19 protein-coding genes and 1 riboswitch are annotated in these 17,052 nt (G+C 73.4%); of the genes, 11 read left to right on the forward strand and 8 right to left on the reverse strand.

Annotated elements, in window-relative coordinates:
* Positions 1-194: 194 nt before the first annotated feature.
* Positions 195-1,196 (forward strand): sensor domain-containing diguanylate cyclase, encoded by a 1,002-nt coding sequence (locus tag LRS14_RS03320; protein ID WP_257798582.1) that lies wholly within the window; start codon positions 195-197, stop codon positions 1,194-1,196.
* 6 nt (positions 1,197-1,202) lie between these two features.
* Here the strand turns inward: LRS14_RS03320 and LRS14_RS03325 are convergent, their stop codons facing one another.
* The 4 genes from LRS14_RS03325 to LRS14_RS03340 all read right to left on the reverse strand — a co-directional run bounded on the left by LRS14_RS03325 (position 1,203) and on the right by LRS14_RS03340 (position 3,293).
* Positions 1,203-2,015 (reverse strand): sulfite exporter TauE/SafE family protein, encoded by an 813-nt coding sequence (locus LRS14_RS03325; RefSeq protein ID WP_046115273.1) that lies wholly within the window; start codon positions 2,013-2,015, stop codon positions 1,203-1,205.
* Between the two features lie 13 nt (positions 2,016-2,028).
* Positions 2,029-2,472 carry an EVE domain-containing protein gene (locus tag LRS14_RS03330; RefSeq protein WP_046115317.1) on the reverse strand — a complete coding sequence of 148 codons (444 nt, stop codon included), beginning with the start codon at positions 2,470-2,472 and terminating at the stop codon, positions 2,029-2,031.
* Positions 2,473-2,784: 312 nt separating this feature from the next.
* On the reverse strand, positions 2,785-3,090 hold the full coding sequence (locus tag LRS14_RS03335) for a cell division protein ZapA (RefSeq protein ID WP_046115274.1): 306 nt from the start codon (positions 3,088-3,090) through the stop codon (positions 2,785-2,787).
* A complete protein-coding gene (locus LRS14_RS03340; protein ID WP_046115275.1) occupies positions 3,087-3,293 on the reverse strand; it encodes a hypothetical protein in 207 nt (68 codons plus the stop codon). The genes LRS14_RS03335 and LRS14_RS03340 overlap by 4 nt, the downstream gene beginning before the upstream one ends.
* Before the next feature lie 44 nt (positions 3,294-3,337).
* A riboswitch (cobalamin riboswitch) is annotated at positions 3,338-3,595 on the forward strand.
* A gap of 106 nt (positions 3,596-3,701) precedes the next feature.
* Between LRS14_RS03340 and LRS14_RS03345 the strand changes: the two genes are divergently transcribed.
* From LRS14_RS03345 to LRS14_RS03390, 10 genes are read left to right on the forward strand one after another with little or no spacing between them, the layout of a single operon-like run.
* Positions 3,702-5,552, forward strand: a complete 1,851-nt coding sequence (locus LRS14_RS03345) for a TonB-dependent receptor domain-containing protein (protein ID WP_257798583.1) — start codon at positions 3,702-3,704, stop codon at positions 5,550-5,552.
* Between the two features lies 1 nt (position 5,553).
* Positions 5,554-6,114 carry a bifunctional adenosylcobinamide kinase/adenosylcobinamide-phosphate guanylyltransferase gene (locus LRS14_RS03350; protein WP_257798584.1) on the forward strand — a complete coding sequence of 187 codons (561 nt, stop codon included), beginning with the start codon at positions 5,554-5,556 and terminating at the stop codon, positions 6,112-6,114.
* The gene (locus LRS14_RS03355) at positions 6,111-7,004 is read left to right on the forward strand and encodes an ABC transporter substrate-binding protein (RefSeq protein ID WP_257798585.1); all 894 of its coding nucleotides are present in this window, start codon (positions 6,111-6,113) and stop codon (positions 7,002-7,004) included. Before LRS14_RS03350 ends, LRS14_RS03355 begins: the two co-directional genes overlap by 4 nt.
* Positions 7,001-7,987: an iron ABC transporter permease gene (locus LRS14_RS03360; protein ID WP_257798587.1), complete on the forward strand. Its 987-nt coding sequence runs from the start codon at positions 7,001-7,003 to the stop codon at positions 7,985-7,987. The genes LRS14_RS03355 and LRS14_RS03360 overlap by 4 nt, the downstream gene beginning before the upstream one ends.
* Positions 7,984-8,763, forward strand: a complete 780-nt coding sequence (locus LRS14_RS03365; RefSeq protein ID WP_257798589.1) for an ABC transporter ATP-binding protein — start codon at positions 7,984-7,986, stop codon at positions 8,761-8,763. The genes LRS14_RS03360 and LRS14_RS03365 overlap by 4 nt, the downstream gene beginning before the upstream one ends.
* Before the next feature lie 14 nt (positions 8,764-8,777).
* The gene (gene cbiB, locus LRS14_RS03370) at positions 8,778-9,734 is read left to right on the forward strand and encodes an adenosylcobinamide-phosphate synthase CbiB (protein ID WP_257798590.1); all 957 of its coding nucleotides are present in this window, start codon (positions 8,778-8,780) and stop codon (positions 9,732-9,734) included.
* Positions 9,731-11,230 carry a cobyric acid synthase gene (locus LRS14_RS03375; RefSeq protein ID WP_257798591.1) on the forward strand — a complete coding sequence of 500 codons (1,500 nt, stop codon included), beginning with the start codon at positions 9,731-9,733 and terminating at the stop codon, positions 11,228-11,230. Before cbiB ends, LRS14_RS03375 begins: the two co-directional genes overlap by 4 nt.
* On the forward strand, positions 11,227-12,273 hold the full coding sequence (gene cobT / locus LRS14_RS03380) for a nicotinate-nucleotide--dimethylbenzimidazole phosphoribosyltransferase (protein WP_257798592.1): 1,047 nt from the start codon (positions 11,227-11,229) through the stop codon (positions 12,271-12,273). The genes LRS14_RS03375 and cobT overlap by 4 nt, the downstream gene beginning before the upstream one ends.
* A 4-nt stretch (positions 12,274-12,277) precedes the next feature.
* Complete coding sequence (locus LRS14_RS03385; RefSeq protein WP_257798593.1) at positions 12,278-13,096, forward strand: adenosylcobinamide-GDP ribazoletransferase; 819 nt, start codon at positions 12,278-12,280, stop codon at positions 13,094-13,096.
* Positions 13,093-13,746 carry a histidine phosphatase family protein gene (locus LRS14_RS03390; RefSeq protein ID WP_257798594.1) on the forward strand — a complete coding sequence of 218 codons (654 nt, stop codon included), beginning with the start codon at positions 13,093-13,095 and terminating at the stop codon, positions 13,744-13,746. Before LRS14_RS03385 ends, LRS14_RS03390 begins: the two co-directional genes overlap by 4 nt.
* On the opposite strand, the gene LRS14_RS03395 is transcribed toward LRS14_RS03390, so the two are convergent.
* The 4 genes from LRS14_RS03395 to LRS14_RS03410 all read right to left on the reverse strand — a co-directional run bounded on the left by LRS14_RS03395 (position 13,658) and on the right by LRS14_RS03410 (position 16,985).
* Positions 13,658-14,239, reverse strand: coding sequence for a GAF domain-containing protein (locus LRS14_RS03395; RefSeq protein WP_046115285.1), 582 nt, complete (start codon positions 14,237-14,239; stop codon positions 13,658-13,660). The two genes, LRS14_RS03390 and LRS14_RS03395, sit on opposite strands and share 89 nt — an antisense overlap.
* A complete protein-coding gene (gene nth / locus LRS14_RS03400) occupies positions 14,233-14,895 on the reverse strand; it encodes an endonuclease III (protein ID WP_257798595.1) in 663 nt (220 codons plus the stop codon). Before nth ends, LRS14_RS03395 begins: the two co-directional genes overlap by 7 nt.
* Complete coding sequence (gene rsxB, locus LRS14_RS03405; protein WP_257798596.1) at positions 14,892-15,563, reverse strand: electron transport complex subunit RsxB; 672 nt, start codon at positions 15,561-15,563, stop codon at positions 14,892-14,894. The genes nth and rsxB overlap by 4 nt, the downstream gene beginning before the upstream one ends.
* Positions 15,564-15,641: 78 nt before the next feature.
* On the reverse strand, positions 15,642-16,985 hold the full coding sequence (locus LRS14_RS03410; protein WP_257798597.1) for a polyhydroxyalkanoate depolymerase: 1,344 nt from the start codon (positions 16,983-16,985) through the stop codon (positions 15,642-15,644).
* Between the last annotated feature and the right edge of the window lie 67 nt (positions 16,986-17,052).

The raw sequence follows: 17,052 nt of genomic DNA on the forward strand, positions 1-17,052 counted from the left end.
AGTGCGCCGCACTGACAATGAACCGGCATCGGTTCAAGCTAGGGAGAATACGCAGCGCCGTGGTCGGCCTGCTTGCCTCGACTGCAACGGCCCCTCACCATAGAACGTCCGCTTGCCCGTCGTTTACACGCGGCTTGCAAAATGTCTCGATGGATTTATCCAGTCACCGCTCCAACAACCAAGCATTCACGGTGTTGCCCACTCTCACCTCCGCCGATTCCGCGCTGGAAGCCGCCTTCGCCCTGCTGTTGCCGGCGCTGGCCGAGCGGCAGGGCGTCCTGCTGGCCGTCAAGGACGCCGCCAGCGGCAGTTACCTGTGGGTGAACGAGGCCATGGCCCGTTGGCTGCACCTGGAGCCCGCCGAGGTGCCGGGCCGCACCGACGCCGAGCTGCTGGACCCCACGCTGGTGACCACCCTGCGTGCCGCCGAGCACACCGCCATGTCGCAAGGCCAGCCGCTGACCAGCGAGCACCGCTTCGAGCGCGATGGTGACAAGCACGACTACCGGGTGCTGCGCCTGCTGACGCCGCCCGACGCCGAGGGCCGCCGCCTGCTGTGCAGCGCCTGGACCGACCAGGCGGCGCAGAAGGCCAAGGACGCCCAGCTGCGCGCCGCGCTGGAGCAACTGGAACAGCTGCAGCGCAGCATCGAGACGCTGCGCCGCGAGCTGCAGGACCATTCGCTGCGCGACACCCGCACCGGCCTCTACACCCGCGCCCACTTCGACGACCAGCTTCGCCGCGAGGTGGACCTGTCCTCGCGGGAGCACCGCGAGTTCGCCCTGGTGGCCATCGCGGTCGATCCGCCCACGCCGCGCGTGGCCGAGCTGGGCCAGCCCGCCCACACCCGCATCGTCGAGACGCTGGGCCGGCTGCTGCGCGGCAACACCCGCGCGATGGATGCCTCCTGCCGGGTGGACGACAGCCGCTTCGCGGTGCTGCTGTCGGGCGTGGGCCTGGCCACCGCGCATGCGCGGGTGGAAAGCCTGCGCCGCGAATGCGCCACGCAGATCGTGGTGCTGGATGGCGAGGAGCTGCGCTTCTCGGTCTCGATGGGCGTGGCCAGCTATCCGCACACCGCGCACAGCCAGGAGGAGCTGCGCGAGGCCTGCGATTCGGCCCTGGCCGAGGCCCAGCGCCGCGGCGGCAACGTGGTCACGCTGGCCGGCATCCGCTTCGAGCGGTCCGACGACTGAAGCCGGTCAGCGGGCCGTGATGCCGCGCCACAGCATGTAGCCGGCCAGCAGGTACAGCACCAGCGCGAACACCCGCTTGAGCTTGCGCACGTCCAGCGCATGCGCCACGCGCGCGCCCACCGGCGCCATCACCACGCTCACCGCGGCCACCACGGCCAGTGCGGGCAGGTACAGGTAGCCGAAGGCGCCGGGCAGGGCGGGTGGCAGGTTCCAGCCGCCCACCACATAGCCCACGGTGTTGGCCAGCGCAATGGGAAAACCCAGCGCCGCGCTGGTGGCCACCGCGTTGTGCATGGCCACGTTGCACCAGGTCATGAAGGGCACCGACACGAAGCCGCCGCCCGCGCCCACCAGCCCCGACAGGAAGCCGATGACGCCGCCGGCCGCGGTGGTGCCCGCGGCACCCGGCAGCTGGCGCGTGGGCTGGGGCTTGCGGTCCAGCAGCATCTGCGTGGCCGAGAAGCCGACGAAGCCCGCGAAGAACAGGGCCAGCGCCGCGCCCTTGAGCACCGCGAACACGCCGGCCCCGGCCAGCAGGCCGCCCAGCACGATGCCGGGCGCCAGCCGGCGCACGATGTCCCAGCGCACCGCACCGCGCCGGTGGTGCGCACGCACGCTGGACAGCGAGGTGAAAAGGATGGTGGCCATCGAGGTGGCGATGGCCATCTTCACTGCCACGCCAGGCGGCACGCCGCGCGCAGCCAGCAGGTGGGTGAGGAAGGGCACGATCATCATGCCGCCGCCCACGCCCAGCAGCCCGGCCATGAAGCCGGTGGCCGTGCCCACCAGCAGCAGGGAGACGATGAAGGCGGCGTCCATCCGGCGGGCGCCCTCAGGCGATGTCCAGCAGGGCCGTCACGGCCTGCCATTCATCCGCCGTCACCGGCGTGATGGACAGGCGGTTGCCCGGCTTGAGCACCACCATGGACGCCAGCTCCGGCCGTTGCCGCATCTCGGCCAGCGACAGCAGCCGCGTCTTGCGGCCGTGGTCCACGTCCACATGCAGCCAGCGCGGCGCGTCGGGGCGCGACTTCGGGTCGTGGTAGGGGCTGGCGGCATCGAACTGCGTGGCATCGGGATAGGCCGCACTGGCCACCCGGCACACGCCGGCGATGCCGGGCTCGGGGCAGGACGAGTGATAGAAGAGCACGCCATCGCCCACCTGCATCGCATCGCGCATGAAGTTGCGCGCCTGGTAGTTGCGCACGCCGGTCCAGGGCACGCGGCCCAGGCGCACGAGGTCGTCTATCGAGCACTCGTCGGGCTCGCTCTTCATCAGCCAGTAGGCCACGTGGGGGAGGTGCGCGCAGGGCGCGCCAGGCAAGAAGGGTGGGGTGTCCGCCGCAAGCCGCGAGCCGCATTCCCGAACCCCAAAGGGAAGTTCAGGTGGGCGAGGTCAGCAAGGCTTCGGGTTCATCTGACGCGAGACGATCACACCAGCCGAGCGATGTTCCAAGCCCTTGGTCATAGACCATCGGTTCGAGGAAATATAGGACCCGCGCGAATGCGACGGACGAATTCATTCTAAGGCCGGGTGCTGCCGCGGGCCGTAGGAAAAGGCCGGCATTTCCATGGCGGGCGGCGGGTCTCAGAACAGTTGGCCGTCGTCGCCCAGCGCATGGTCGATGCGGCGCACCAGCGCGCCGACGTCCACCGGCGGCGGCACCGGCTGGCCTTCGGCCGGCGGGGCGGGCGGGCGCTCGGCCAACTGGTAGGCCAGGTTGAGCGCGGCCAGCACCGCGATGCGCTCGCGGGCCTTCACGCGGCCGGCATCGCGGATGGCGCTCATCTCGCGGTCCACGCTGGCCACGGCGGCCATCAGCGAGCTTTCGCCGCCTTCGGGGCAGCCGAGGATGTAGCTCTGGCCGAGGATGGTGACTTCCATCTGTTTCATCGGGTGTCGCCTCCGTTGGCGGGCAGGCGGTCGAGCAGGGCGTCGATGCGGGCGCGGGCAGCATTCAGGCGCGAGCGCATCTGGTCGCGCTCCAGCGTGACGGCTTCGACCTGCTGCACGAGCAGGGCGTTGGTGCGCTTGAGTTCCTCGTGTCGAAGCACGAGGCGTTCGATCCGCTCGGCAAGATCTTCGAGGGTGGACATGGCGTTGGCGATCGGTGGGCGACCCTGATTGTAGGCGGGGGGCTGGTAGCATCCGGGCCGTTGGTGCCTGGGTTGCGCTTCGTTGCAGCCCGGGGTAAACGGGAAGCAGGAAGGCACGGCCCCACGGGCCACGCCCAACCTGCGCTGCCCCCGCAACGGTAAGCGGACTGGATGGTTGATCTGATCAACCATCCCGCGGCGATGCCCTCTGCCACTGGGTTGCCGGCTCATGAGCCTGGCCTGGGAAGGCTGCATCGCCGAATCCGCCAGCCCGGATACCGGCCAACGAGCGGCAGCCATCCTCCGGGGTGGCGGCCATGTCGCAGACGCCCGCGGGGAAGCAGGTGGCTGCCCTTGTCGTTGTGCCCTTCCATGACTCGTTTGATTTCCGCGCCTGCCGCGCGACCGGTGTCGCTGACGCTGCGCCTGGCCCTGGCCGCCTGTTTCGTTTCCTCCGCCACCGCGCAAACGGTGGTGGTCACCGGCAGCCGCGAGCCGCTGCCGCTGGACCGCGTGACCTCCGACGTGGTGCTGATCGATGCCGAGCGCATCCGCGCCAGCACCGCCGATTCGGTGGAAGACCTGCTGCGCCGCGAGGCCGGCGTGCAGGTGTCGCGCAACGGCGGCACCGGCAAGAGCGCCTCGGTGTTCATCCGCGGCGCCGGCTCCAGCAACACCGTGGTGCTGATCGACGGCGTGCGCATCGGCTCCGGCACGCTGGGGCAGGTGGAGTTCGAGGCGCTGTCGCTGTCGCAGATCGAGCGCATCGAGGTACTGCGCGGGCCCGGCTCCAGCCTGTATGGCGCAGATGCGGTGGGCGGCGTGATCCAGATCTTCACCCGCACCGGGAAGTCGGGCGCCGGCACCACCTTCGACGCCGATGCGGCCGTGGGCGGCTATGGCGCGCGCAAGGGCAGCGTGGCCGTCACCGGCGCCAGCGGCCTGTTCGACTATGCGGCCTCGCTCGGCCATGAGCGCGACGAGGGCGTGTCGTCGCTGCGCGAGGGCGACCGCTTCGGCAACTACAACCCCGACCGCGACGGCCACCGCCGCACCAGCGGCACGCTCAAGCTGGGCGTCACGCCGGTGGAAGGCCACCGGGTGGGCCTGCTGGTGACCGACACGCGCCTGCGCTCGCAGTACGACGGCAGTGAATACCTGGCGCCCGACTTCGCCCAGGACGCCAGCGGCGACATGCGCAACCACCTGGACACCCGCGTGGTGTCGCTGGACTACCGCGGCCGCCTCGGCGCGGCCTGGACCACCTCGGTGCAGATCGCCCACAGCGACGACGACCTGCGCAGCGGCGACCGAGCGCCCGACCGCTACCGCACCCGCCGCAACCAGCTCACCTGGCAGAACGCCTGGACGCCCGACGCTGACACCCAGGTGGTCGTCGCCTTCGAGCGCCTGGTGGAGAAGGCCGATGCCAGCACCTACCTGGGCAGCGAGCGCCGCAGCAACAACGCGCTGGTGCTGGGCTGGTCGGGCCGCTTCGGTGCCCACACGCTGCAGGCCGACCTGCGGCATGACGACAGCTCCGTCTACGGCGGCAACAGCACCGGCCGCCTGGGCTGGCGCATGAGCCTGGCGCCCGCCTGGAGCGTGCGGGCGCTGGCCGGCACCACCTTCCGCGCGCCGAGCTTCAACGACCTGTACTACCCCGACTACGGCGTGCCCACGATCGAGGCCGAGCGCGGTCGCAGCATCGAGGCCGGCGTGGAATGGCGACGCAACGGCAGCGAGGCCGGGCTGACCGTCTACCGCAACCGGGTGAAGAACCTCGTGGCCTACCAGCCCGACGCGGCCTTCTGCCCGCCCGGCCCGGGCTACCAGTACGGCTGCGCCGGCAACGTGGGCCGTGCCACGCTGGAAGGCGCCACGCTCACCGCGGCGCACCGCCTGGGCGCGCTGCAGCTGCGCGCCACGGTGGACTTCCTGGATGCGATCGACGACGGCACCGGCAACCGGCTCACGCGCCGCGCCGCGCACCAGGAAAGCCTGTCGGCCGACCTGGACCTGGGCCGCTGGGCCTTCGGCGCCTCGCTGCTGTCGGTGGGCGCGCGGCCGGACGGCAACGTCAACCTCGGCGCCTATGCGCTGCTCGACCTCAGCGCCCGCTGGCGCTTCGCGCCCCAGTGGCAACTGGAAGCCAAGGTGCTCAACGCCACCGACAAGCAGTACGAGCCGGCGCGCGAGTACCAGGCGCTGGGACGCCAGGCCTGGATCGGCCTGCGCTACAGCGCGAAGATGCTGTGACATGCATGAGCTGATCCTCGGCGGCCAGAAGAGCGGCAAGTCGCGCTGCGCGGAAGCGCGGGCCGCGGCCTGGCTGCAGGCCGCGCCGGCGCATGAGGCGGTGCTCATCGCCACCGCCCTGGCCGGCGATGGGGAAATGGCCTCGCGCATCCAGCGCCACCGCCAGGAGCGCGCGGCGCGGGTGCCCGGGCTGGCCACGGTGGAGGAACCGCAGGCGCTGGCCGAGGCGGTGCGGCGGCTGTCCGCATCTGGCCGGCTGCTGGTGGTGGACTGCCTGACGCTGTGGCTCACCCAGCAGGCGATGCCGCTGCAGGGCGTGCCGGCCGACGAGGCGGCGCTGGCCGCGCAGCGCGCCGCGCTGTGCGCCGCCCTGGCCGCCGCGCCGGGGCCGGTGGTGCTGGTGTCCAACGAAATCGGCCTGGGCGTGGCGCCGATGTCGGCGGACGCGCGCCGCTTCATCGATGCGCTGGGCCTGCTGCACCAGGCGGTGGCCGCGGCCTGCATGCGGGTGACGCTGATGGTGGCCGGCTGCCCGGTGCGGGTGAAGGGGCCGGCGGCATGAGGGCCGGCGCCTGGTGGCCGTCCCTGATGGGCCTGCTGGGCCTGCTGGCCCTGCTGGCCGGTGCGGCCGTCGCCGCGCCCGAGGCGCTGGACGACCGTGGCCGCCCGCTGCCGCTGGAGGCGCCGCCGCCGCAGCGCATCGTCTCGCTGCTGCCTTCGCTCACCGAGACGGTCTGCGCGCTGGACGCCTGCGGCCGGCTGGTGGGCGTGGATCGCTTTTCCAACTGGCCCGAGTCGGTGCGGCGCCTGCCGCAGGTCGGCGGGCTGGAGGATGCACAGATCGAGCGCATCGTCGCGCTGCGGCCGGACCTGGTGCTGGCCGCGGCCTCGTCGCGCGCGGTCGAGCGGCTGGAAGGCCTGGGCCTGCGCGTGGTGGTGCTGGAGCCGCGCACCCACGACAGCGCCCGGCGCACCATGGAAACCGTGGCGCGGCTGCTGGGCCGGCCGGGTGCCGGGCAGGCGCTGTGGGCCCGCGTCGACCAGCGCATCGGCGCCGCCGCGGCCCGCGTGCCGCCGGCGCTGCGCGGGCAGCGGGTGTACTTCGAGGTGGGCAGCGGGCCCTATGCGGCCGGCGAGTCGTCCTTCGTCGGCGAGACGCTGCAGCGCCTGGGACTGGGCAACGTGGTGCCGGCGTCGCTGGGGCCGTTTCCCAAGCTCAATCCCGAATACATCGTGCGTGCGCGGCCCGACATCGTGATGGCGCCGCGGGCCAGCCTGGACGAGCTGCCGCGCCGCCCGGGCTGGTCCGCCGTGCCCGCCGTGGCCGGCCGTCGTTGGTGCGGCTTCGACCCGCAGGTGTACGACGTGCTGGTGCGCCCCGGTCCGCGGCTGGGCGAAGCCGCCGAGCAGATGGCCGGCTGCCTGCAGGCGCTGGCAGGCCGGGCGCCATGAGTGCCGGCGCCCGCCGCCTGGGCGCGGCCATGGCGTTGGTGTGCCTGCTGCTGGTGGCCGCGGGCCTGGCCGCGGGCAGCGAGGGCTGGTCCTTCGCCTGGGCCGAGGAATGGGTGCTGGTCGAAGGCATCCGCGCGCCGCGCACGCTGGGCGCGCTGCTGGCCGGTGCGCTGCTGGGCCTGGCCGGTGCGCTGGCGCAGGGCCTGTTCCGCAATCCGCTGGCCGATCCCTACCTGCTGGGCTCGGCCGCCGGCGCCGGGCTGGGCGTGGTGATGGTGCTGGCCACCGGCGGCCTGTTCGGCGCCACGCTGGGCCTGGCGGGCGTGGGCTGGCTGCTCAAGCTGGGGCTGGTGGGCGCCGCCTTTGCCGGCGCGCTGGGCGGCGTGAGCCTCACGCTGCTGCTGGCGCGTGGGGCCGGGCAGCCGCTGCAGCTGCTGCTGTCCGGCGTGGTGGTGGGCGTGCTGCTGGGGGCGCTGGCCGACGTGGTGCTGCTGCTGTCGCCCGAGGCGCTGCGCGGCAAGCAGGTGTTCCTGCTGGGCACCACCGGCTTCCTGGACTGGCCCAGTGTGCTGGTGCTGGGCGGCGCGCTGGCGCTGGCGCTGCCGCTGGCCATGCGCTTCGCCCGGGCGCTGGACGCGCTGGTGCTGGGCGAGGCCAGCGCGGCCAGCCTGGGCCTGGTGCTGCCGCGCCTGCGGCTGCTGCTGGTGGCCTTGATGGCGCTGGCCACCGGCACCGCCGTGGCCCAGGCCGGGCTGGTGGCCTTCGTGGGGCTGGTGTCGCCGCACCTGGTGCGGCGCTGCGTGGTGGTCACGCATGGGGCGCTGCTGGCGCTGTCGGCGCTGGCCGGCGGCATGCTGCTGTTGGCCGCCGACGTGCTGGCGCGCAGCCTGATCGCGCCGCAGGAACTGCCGGTGGGCGTGCTCACCGCGGTGGTGGGCGGCATGTACCTGATGGTGCTGCTGCGGCGGCGGGCCGGCGCATGACGGCGCGGCTGCAGGCCCGGGATCTGCACCTGCGGCGCGGCGGCCGCACGGTGGTGCAGGGGCTGTCGCTGGCGCTGCAGCCGGGGCAGTGGCTGGCCATCGTGGGGCCCAATGGCGCGGGCAAGAGCAGTCTGCTCGCCGCGCTGGCCGGCCTGCTGCCGCCCGTGGCCGGCGAGCTGCTGCTGGACGGTCGTCCGCTGGCCCAGTGGCCGGCGCGGGAGCGGGCGCGGCGCGTGGCCTGGCTGTCGCAGCAGGGCGAGGCCAGCGGCGACATCGCGGTGCGCGACGTGGTGCGCCTGGGCCGGCTGCCGCACCAGGGCCTGTTCGGCGCGCCGGGCCCGCAGGACGAAGCCGCGGTCGATGCCGCGATGACGGAGACCGAATGCGGCCCGCTGGAAGGCCGCCGGCTGGACCAGCTCTCCGGCGGCGAACGCCAGCGGGTGCTGCTGGCCCGCGCACTGGCGGTGCAGGCGCCGGTGCTGCTGCTGGACGAGCCCACCACCCACCTGGATGCACCGCACCAGCAGGCCCTGGTGCGCAGCCTGGTGGCCCATGCCCGTGCCGGGGCGGCGGTGGCCGCGGTGCTGCACGAGATCACGCTGGCCCTGGCCGCCGACCGCCTGCTGGTGATGCAGGCCGGCCGCCTGCGCGCCGAAGGCCCGCCGGACAGCACCGAGGTGCGCGCGGCGCTGGCCGAGGTGTTCGGCCATGCCTTCACCATCGAGCGCATCCCCAGCCCCGCCGGCGCGCGCTGGGTGGCCGTGCCGGTGCCCTGAGCCGTGACACCGACATGACACCCGCCGCCGCCTGCCTGCTGCCGCCGCTGGCCATCGCCGTGGCGCTGCTGGCCGACCGCCTGTTCGGCGAGCCGCCGGCCCGCTGGCATCCGGTGGTGTGGATCGGCCGCTACCTGGGCTGGGCCGGCCGCCGGCTGCCGGATCTGCCGCCGCGCCGTGCGCTGGCCGGCGGCGTGCTGGCCTGGTGGGCCGGCGCGCTGCCCGCGGTGAGCCTGGCGGTGCTGCTGGAGGTGGCGTTGCACCGCTGGCTGCTGCCTCAAGGCGGCGCCGGCGTGGCCGCGGCGGCCCTGGCCACCGGGCTGCTGCTCAAGCCGATGCTGAGCTGGCGCCTGTTGCGCGAGGAGGTGGCCGCGGTGGACAGCGCGCTGGCCCGCGGCATCGACGCCGGTCGCGACCGCATCGCCCGCCTGGCCAGCCGCGACACCACCCGGCTGCAGCCGGCCGAGGTGCGCGAGACGGCCATCGAGACCCTGGCCGAGAACCTGAACGATTCGGTGGTGGCGCCGCTGCTGTGGTTCGCGCTGGCCGGCCTGCCGGGCGCGGTGCTCTTCCGCTATGCCAACACCGCCGATGCGATGTGGGGCTACCGTGGCCGCTGGGAGTGGGCCGGCAAGTTCGCCGCGCGGGCCGACGACGTGCTGGCCTGGCTGCCGGCCCGCCTGGCCGCCCGGGCGCTGTTGCCGCGCGGCCTGCGCTGGCGGCAGCTGGCGGCGCAGGCGCGGCGCACGCCGTCGCCCAACGGCGGCTGGCCGATGGCCGCGATGGCGCTGGCCCTGGGCGCGCGGCTGCGCAAGCCGGGTGTGTATGCGCTCCATGCAGGCGCGCCGGAGCCCGGCAGCGCCCACGTCATGCAGGCGATCAGGCACGCCGGTCGCGCGCTGGCGCTGTGCACCGGGCTGCTGATGGCGTTGTCGGCCGCGGTGGCGCTGGCGCGGGGCATCGGCGCATGAAACGGCCGGCGCGCGCGGTGATGGTGCTGGGCTGCACCAGCGGTGCCGGCAAGAGCTGGCTGGCCACGGCGCTGTGCCGCTGGTATGCACGCCAGGGCCTGAAGGTGGCGCCCTTCAAGGCGCAGAACATGAGCAACCATGCCCGGGTGGTGCCGGCGGCCGCGGGCCGGCCAGCCGGCGAAATCGGCAGCGCGCAGTACTTCCAGGCGCTGGCCGCCCGTGCCGAGCCCGACGTGCGCATGAACCCGGTGCTGCTCAAGCCCGAGGCCGACACCCGCAGCCAGGTGGTGCTGATGGGCCAGGTGCGGCCGGAGCTCACCACCATGCCCTGGCGCGAACGCAGCCAGCACCTGTGGCCGGCCGCGCTGGCCGCGCTGCAGTCGCTGCGCGAGGAAGTGGACGTGCTGGTGATCGAAGGCGCCGGCTCGCCAGCCGAGATCAACCTGGCCACCAGCGACTACGTCAACACCCGCACTGCGCGCGCCGCCGAGGCCGCCTGCCTGCTGGTGGCCGACATCGACCGCGGCGGTGCCTTCGCCCACCTGTACGGCACCCATGCGCTGATGGACGCCCAGGTGGCGCGCCAGCTGCGCGGCTTCGTGCTCAACCGCTTCCGGGGCGATGCCACGCTGCTGGCCCCCGCGCCGGCGCAGCTGCAGCAGCTGACCGGCGTGCCCACGGTGGCGGTGGTGCCGATGCAGCACGACCATGGCCTGCCGGAGGAAGACGCGGTGCCCGCCGCCCATGCCGCCGCCACCGGCCCGCGGGTGGTGGTGCTGGCCACGCCGCATGCCAGCAACCTGGACGAATTCGAGCCGCTGCGCCAGGCCGGCGTGGCCGTGAGCTTCAGCCGCGATGCCGAGACGCTGCGCGCGGCGGACTGGCTGGTGCTGCCCGGCAGCAAGCACACCCGGGCGGATGCGCAATGGCTGCAGGCGCAGGGCCTGGCCGCGCTGGTGCAGGCCCATGCCGCCGCCGGCCGCCCGCTGCTGGCCGTCTGCGGCGGGCTGCAGGTGCTGGGCGAGCAGCTGCACGATCCGCAAGGCCTGGAAGGAGGCCAGCCGGGCAGCACCGCCGGCCTGGGCGTGCTGCCGCTGGCCACCCGCTTCCAGCCTGCCAAGCAACTGCAGCGCCGTGGCTACCGCTTCGGTTTGCTGCAGGGCGTGTGGGCGCCGCTGTCGCAGCTGTGCTTCGAGGGCTACGAGATCCACCTGGGCGACAGCCAGTTGCTGCCACGCCCGGGCGGCATGCCGCCGCAGCCCGCCCTGGCCGGCCCCCCAGGCCTGGGCTGGCAGCACGGCAGCGTGCTGGCGCTGTACCTGCACGGGCTGCTGGAGAACCCCGCCGTGCTGCAGGCGCTGTTCGGCCGCCGCCCGCGCCCGCTGGACGCGGTGTTCGACGGCCTGGCCGACACGGTGGACGCCGCCTTCCAGCCCGGCGTGCTGCGGTCCCTGCTGGACCCGCCGAACTTCACCCCATCACCCGACACCGCATGAGCGACACCTTCCTTCTTCCCACCGTGCAATCCACCGCCGACGCGGCGCTGGCCGCCCGGCTGCAGCAGCGCATCGACCGCAAGACCAAGCCGCTGGGTGCGCTCGGCCAGCTAGAGCGGCTGGCGCTGCAGCTGGGCCTGGTGCAGCGCACCGAGGCGCCGGTGCTGCAGTCGCCGCAGCTGCTGGTCTTTGCCGGCGACCATGGCCTGGCCCGCCGCGGCGTGTCGGCCTATCCGCAGGACGTGACCTGGCAGATGGTGGAAAACATGCTGGCCGGCGGTGCCGCCGTCAGCGTGTTCGCGCGCCGCGCCGGCCTGCCGGTGACGGTGGTGGATGTCGGCGTGGCGCACGACTTCGCGCCGCGCCCGGGCCTGCTGCTGCACAAGGTGGCGGCCGGCACCGCCGACGCCAGCCAGGGCCCCGCGATGAGCGATGCGCAGTGCCAGGCCGCACTGGCCGCCGGCGCGCAGGCGGTGCGCGGCCTGCCCGGCAACGCGGTGCTGCTGGGCGAGATGGGCATCGGCAACACCAGCAGCGCCGCCATGCTGCTGGCCCGCCTGGCCGACGTGCCGCTGGAAGCCGCGGTGGGCCGCGGCACCGGCCTGGACGCCGCCGGCGTGGCCCGCAAGCGGGCGCTGCTGGCCGAGGCGCTGGCCCGCCATGCCGCGCTGCACCAGCCGCTGGCGCTGCTGGCTGCGCTCGGCGGCTTCGAGATCGCCGGCCTGGTGGGCGCCATGCTGCAGGCCGCCTACGAGCGGCGGCTGATCCTGGTGGACGGCTTCATCGTCGGTGCGGCCGCGCTGGTGGCCTGCGCCGTGGCCCCGGCGGTGCGCGACTACTGCGTGTTCGCCCATGTCGGCGCCGAGGCCGGCCATGCCGCGCTGCTGCGCGCGCTGCAGGCGCAGCCGCTGCTGGCGCTGGACATGCGGCTGGGCGAGGGCTCCGCCGCCGCGCTGGCCTGGCCGCTGGTGGAGGCCGCGGCGCTGATGCTCACCCAGATGGCCAGCTTCGAATCGGCCGGCGTGTCCGACAGCGCAGGCTGAAGCCATGCAGCGGCTGGTGCACGAATGGCGGCTGCTGCTGGTGGCGGTGCAGTTCCTCACCCGGGTGCCGGTGCGCATCCCGTTGCAGCAGGGCCGCTTCGACCCGGCCTGGCTGCATGCCAGCGCCAGGCACTTTCCGCTGGTGGGCGCGGCGGTGGGGGTGGCCGGGGCGCTGGTGCTGTGCGCCGCCGCGGCGCTGTGGCCGGCGCCCGCGGCCATCGCGGTGCTGCTGTCGATGGCGGCCACCGTCTGGCTCACCGGCGGGTTCCATGAAGACGGCCTGGCCGACACCTGCGACGGCCTGGGCGGCGCGGTGGACCGTGAGCGCGCGCTGGAGATCATGAAGGACTCGCGCCTGGGCAGCTATGGCGCGCTGGGCCTGCTGCTGACACTGGCGCTCAAGGCGGCGGCACTGTGCGCGCTGCTGGCTGCCGCCGGGCCGCTGGCCACCGGCGTGGCGATGGTGCTGGCGCATGGCCTGTCCCGCGCAGCGACGGTCGTCCTGCTGGTGGTGCTGCCCTACGGCGGCGACCCGGCGCATGCCAAGGCCAAGCCGCTGGCCCAGCAGGTGGGCGGCGCCAGCCTGGCGGTGGGGCTGGCCTGGGCGCTGCTGCTGGCCACCGGCGCGGTGGCGGCGGGCTGGCCCCCGGTGCGGGTGGCCGCGCTGGCCGCCGCGATGGCGACGGTGGCGGCCGTATGCGCCCGCTGGCTGCGGCGCCGGCTGGGTGGCTACACGGGGGACGGCCTGGGCGCCACCCAGCAATGGACCGAGCTGGCCGGCTACCTGGCGCTGGCCTCCGCCTGGCCGGCCGGGGCGCCATGAGCTCCCGCCTGCAGCCGCACGCCGCGCCCGAGGCGCCGGCCGACACCTTGTGGATCTGGCGCCATCCACGCCCACGCGCCGCCGAGGGCCGCTGCATCGGCCGCACCGATTTGCCGCTGGACCCCCGCCGCGCCCGGCGACTGGCGCGCCAGATGCACCAGGCCGCGCTGCGACACGGCTTGCCACGGGAGGTGCATACCTCGCCGCTGCAACGCTGCGCCGACGTGGGCCGTGCGCTGGCCCGCCTGGGCTACCGGCACCGGGTGGACGCCCGGCTGCTGGAGCTGGACTTCGGCCGCTGGGACGGCCTGCCGTGGTCGCGGCTGTCCGCCGCCGACTTCGCCGGCTGGGAGGCCGACTTCGAGCACCATCCGCCCGGCGGTGGCGAGCCCGTGGCGGCGCTGCGGGCGCGGGTGCTCTCGTTCCTGCAGGCGCTGCCGCCCGGGCCGGCCCTGGTGGTGGGGCATGCCGGCTGGATCAATGCGCTGCGCCTGGTGCGGCAGCAAGAACCGCTCACCGCCGCCGACTGGCCACGGCCGCCGGCCTATGGGCAGCGGCTGGTCATCCCCAATCCGTGTCGTTCCATGCCCGGCCTTCCCGCGGACGGCGGTACGCCACCCCCATCGCCAGGCTCGCCTCGCGCAGCGTGAGGCCGGCGCGGCTGACGAGCTGCCGCACCGTCTGCAGCTGGCGGGCCGACCAGGTACAGGGCGCGCCCAGCTGCTCGCAGGTGACCACGCCGAACAGCTCGCCGTTGACGGAATGGCACACGTCCAGCAGCGAATGCACGTCCTGCGGCACCAGGTATTCGGCCGCGAAGCTGGCGCTGGCCGGATGGTGGCGGGCATCGTCGGCCACCACGCAGCCTTCGGCCAGCAGGGTGGCGAAGTACTGCGGATGGTCGGCGCTGAGGATGTCGGTGGGCAGCTCGCCGCTGCGGTGCGGCACGCCGGCATCGGCCATGGCCACGCAGTGCAGCGCCGGGCCGTCGTCGGTGTCGACGAAGGTCCACAGGCCCGCGCGGGAGCAGCCCACCCAGCGCGTGATCAGCTGCGCCATCTGCTCCAGGTAGCCGCGGGCATCGATCTCGCGGTCGGCCAGGCGCAGGGCCAGGGTGTGCAACAGGCCGCGGTCGATCAACATGGGGCACCTTTCGTGGCAAGCCGGCGGTCCAGCGTCCGGCCGTAGTCGCACCAGGGTCGCACCTGGCAGGCCTCGCACAGCGGCCGGCGCGCCTGGCACACGTAGCGCCCGTGCAGGATGAGCCAGTGGTGCGCATCCGGCAAGTACAGCGGCGGCACCCGGGCCAGCAGCTTCAGCTCCACCGCCAGCGGCGTCTTGCCCGGCGCCAGCCCGGTGCGGTTGCTGACGCGGAAGATGTGCGTGTCCACCGCCACTGTCGGTTCGCCGAAGGCCACGTTCAGCACCACGTTGGCCGTCTTGCGGCCCACGCCGGGCAGGGCCTCCAGCGCCTCGCGGGTGCGCGGCACCTGGCCGCCGTGCTGCTCCACCAGCAGCCGGCAGGTCTCGAGCAGGTTCTTCGCCTTGGTGCGGAACAGGCCGATGGTGCGGATGTATTCGGTCACCTGCTCCAGGCCCAGCGCCAGCATCTTGCGCGGCGTGTTGGCCACCGGGAACAGCCGCCGCGTGGCCTTGTTGACGCCCACGTCGGTGGCCTGCGCCGACAGCAGCACCGCGGCCAGCAGCTCGAAGGTGTTGGTGTACTCCAGCTCGGTGTTGGGCTGGGGGTTGGCGGCCTTCAGCGTGGCGAAGAAGGGTTCGATGTCGGCGGTCTTCATGCGCGGTCGGGCCCCTGCTGGCGTTGACGGGCGCGGGCCAGGGCGGCCTCGATCACCGCGCGCTTGCGGTCCAGCGCAGCGGGATCCGTCAGGCGGCTGGCGGCAGGCAGGTCGGCCAGCTTGGCCTGCGCCTTGGCGGCCAGGCGGGCCTCGTTCTCGCGCGCGGCACGTGCGGTGCGCAGCTGGTGGAAGGCGTAGCGCTCGCGGGCCTCCTCGGCCTGCGCGATGCTCCAGGCGGACCAGCCGGTGCGATCGCCGCTCACGCTGACCAGCGAGATGCAGTCCACCGGGCAGGCGGGCACGCACAGCTCGCAGCCGGTGCACTGCTCGGCCACCACGGTGTGCATCTGCTTGGGCGCGCCCACGATGCAGTCCACCGGGCAGGCGGTGATGCACAAGGTGCAGCCGATGCACCAGGCCTCGTCGATCACCGCGCGCAGCAGCGGGCCTTCGGGGCCGCAGGCCGGGTCCAGCGGAAGGGCCGGGCGGCCGGTGAGGGCGGCCAGTCGCTGCACGCCCTCGGTGCCGCCGGGCGGGCAGCGGTTGATGTCGGCCTGGCCTGCAGCGATGGCCTCGGCATAGCGCCGGCAGTCGGGATAGCCGCAGCGGGTGCACTGCGTTTGCGGCAGCAGCGCGTCGATCGCGTCGGCGGACGGTAGGTCGGACAAGACAGCGGGTGGGTGGGTACTCACCGCAAGATTATCCGGCCCGGCGCCGCAGGGGCACCGGGCCGGAGGCCGGGTCTGTCAGGCCGCGCTGCGGCGGGCGCGGGCAACGGCCTTGCGCGCGGGCGGGCGCGCCGGCTCGTCGGCCGGCACGCGGTCGTCGCCGAGCAGCGCCGGAGCGCTGCTGGGGGCGAAGCGGGCGATGAAGTCGCGCACCTCGGGATACACCTTCTCGCGCCAGCGGCGGCCCGAGAAGATGCCGTAGTGCCCGGCGCCGATCACGTCGTAATGGAACTGCCGCTCCTTGCCGATGCCGGTGCACAGGTCGTGTGCGGCGCGGGTCTGGCCGGCACCGGAGATGTCGTCCAGCTCGCCTTCGATGGTCAGCAGCGCCGGCACGGTGATGTCCTGCGGCCGCACCAGCTGGCCGCGCACCTGCCAGGTGCCGTTGACCAGCGCGAAGTCCTGGAACACCGTCTTGATGGTTTCCAGGTAGTACTCGGCCGGCAGGTCCAGCACGGCGTTGTACTCGTCGTAGAAGCCGCGGTGGCTCTCGGCGCTTTCATCGTCGCCGCGCACCAGGTCCAGGAAGAAGTCGTAGTGCGAGGTGAGGTGGCGGTCCGGGTTCATCGCCACGAAGCCGGTGTGCTGCAGGAAGCCCGGGTACACCCGGCGGCCGGCGCCCGGATAGTTCACCGGCACCCGGTGGATCACGTTGTTCTCGAACCACTCGTAGCTCTTGTTCATCGCCAGGTTGTTCACCGCGGTGGGCGAACGGCGGGCGTCGATGGGGCCGCCCATCATCGTCATCGTGCGCGGCACGGTGCGGCCCAGGGTGGACTGCAGCGACACCGCGGCCAGCACCGGCACCGTGGGCTGGCACACCGAGATCACGTTCACGTCAGGGCCGATGTACTCGATGAACTCCTGCACGTAGGCCACGTAGTCGTCCAGGTGGAACGGGCCCACGTCCGCCGGCACCATGCGCGCGTCGGTCCAATCGGTGATGTACACCTTGTGGTCCTGCAGCAGGCTGCGCACCGTGTCGCGCAGCAGCGTGGAGTGATGGCCCGACAGCGGCGCCACCACCAGCACGGTCGGCTGGGCCTTCATGCGGTCCAGCACCGGGCCTTCGTCGGTGAAGCGCTTGAAGCGCAGCAGCCGGCAGAAGGGCTTGGTGACCGCCACCTGCTCCTGGATGGCCACTTCGGCGCCGGCCACCGTCACCGAGGAGATGTTGAACGGCGGCTTCTCGTATTCCTTGGACAGCCGGTGCAGCAGTTCGAAGCCGGCGGAGATGCGGTGCGCCAGCGGCGTATGGGTGAAGGGCGACAGTGGGTGGTCGTACAGCTTGGACGACGCGCTGGCGAACTCGGAGAACGGGGCCAGCAGCGCCCGTTGCGATTCATAGAGCTGATAGAGCATCTGGAGCAACCTCGGTGAGATCCGGACTGTGGGACTGCAATCCACGCATTGTCACGCCTGCGGCAAA

Origin of the sequence: Aquincola sp. J276, from assembly GCF_024700035.1 — a bacterium.
Taxonomy (GTDB): Bacteria; Pseudomonadota; Gammaproteobacteria; order Burkholderiales; family Burkholderiaceae_C; genus Aquincola; species Aquincola tertiaricarbonis.